Origin of the sequence: Nostoc sp. MG11, from assembly GCF_014904695.1 — a bacterium.
Classification (GTDB): Bacteria; Cyanobacteriota; Cyanobacteriia; order Cyanobacteriales; family Nostocaceae; genus Komarekiella.
On the sequence record NZ_JACXXN010000227.1, the window covers coordinates 1 to 563 of the forward strand.

Consider the following 563-nt stretch of genomic DNA (forward strand, 5'->3'; position numbering starts at 1 on the left):
CAAGTTAATTTTATTGCAGACATCTTCGGAGTTGTTGCATAAATAATCTTAGTTCTAGAGAATTTTATCACTTCAAACCTTTTTTGCAACACAACCAAAAATGTTCCCCAAAAAAGTTTTCTATATATCTAATTCGTTAAATTTTATGTCCACATCCACTTCAGACTTGATTCGCCTCTACCTGCAAGACATTGGTCGCGTCCCTTTGCTGACTGGCTCCCAAGAAATCGCCTATGCCCGGCAGGTACAGCAGATGGTCGCAATTGAACAACGGAAAACTGAACTCACGCAAGAACTAAATCGCCAACCAACAACATCTGAATTAGCTGCGGACACAGGTAAAACCGAAGCTGAAGTGAATTCAATTCTTCGCCAAGGACAACGAGCCAAGCAAAAAATGGTAAGAGCGAACCTGCGGCTAGTGGTTTCAATCGCCAAAAAGTACCAAAATCGCAACATGGAATTTCTCGATCTGGTTCAAGAAGGTTCACTAGGACTACAACGGGGAATAGAGAAATTTGACCCCAACCGTGGTTACAAGCTTTCTACCTACGCTTATTGGT

General features: G+C 41.9%; 1 protein-coding gene. It reads left to right on the forward strand.

What is annotated here, in order from left to right; all coding sequences use genetic code 11:
- Nucleotides 1-145: 145 nt before the first annotated feature.
- Nucleotides 146-563, forward strand: a 418-nt coding sequence (locus HCR01_RS38220; protein ID WP_193201052.1) for a sigma-70 family RNA polymerase sigma factor, incomplete at its 3' end; no start/stop codon positions are given.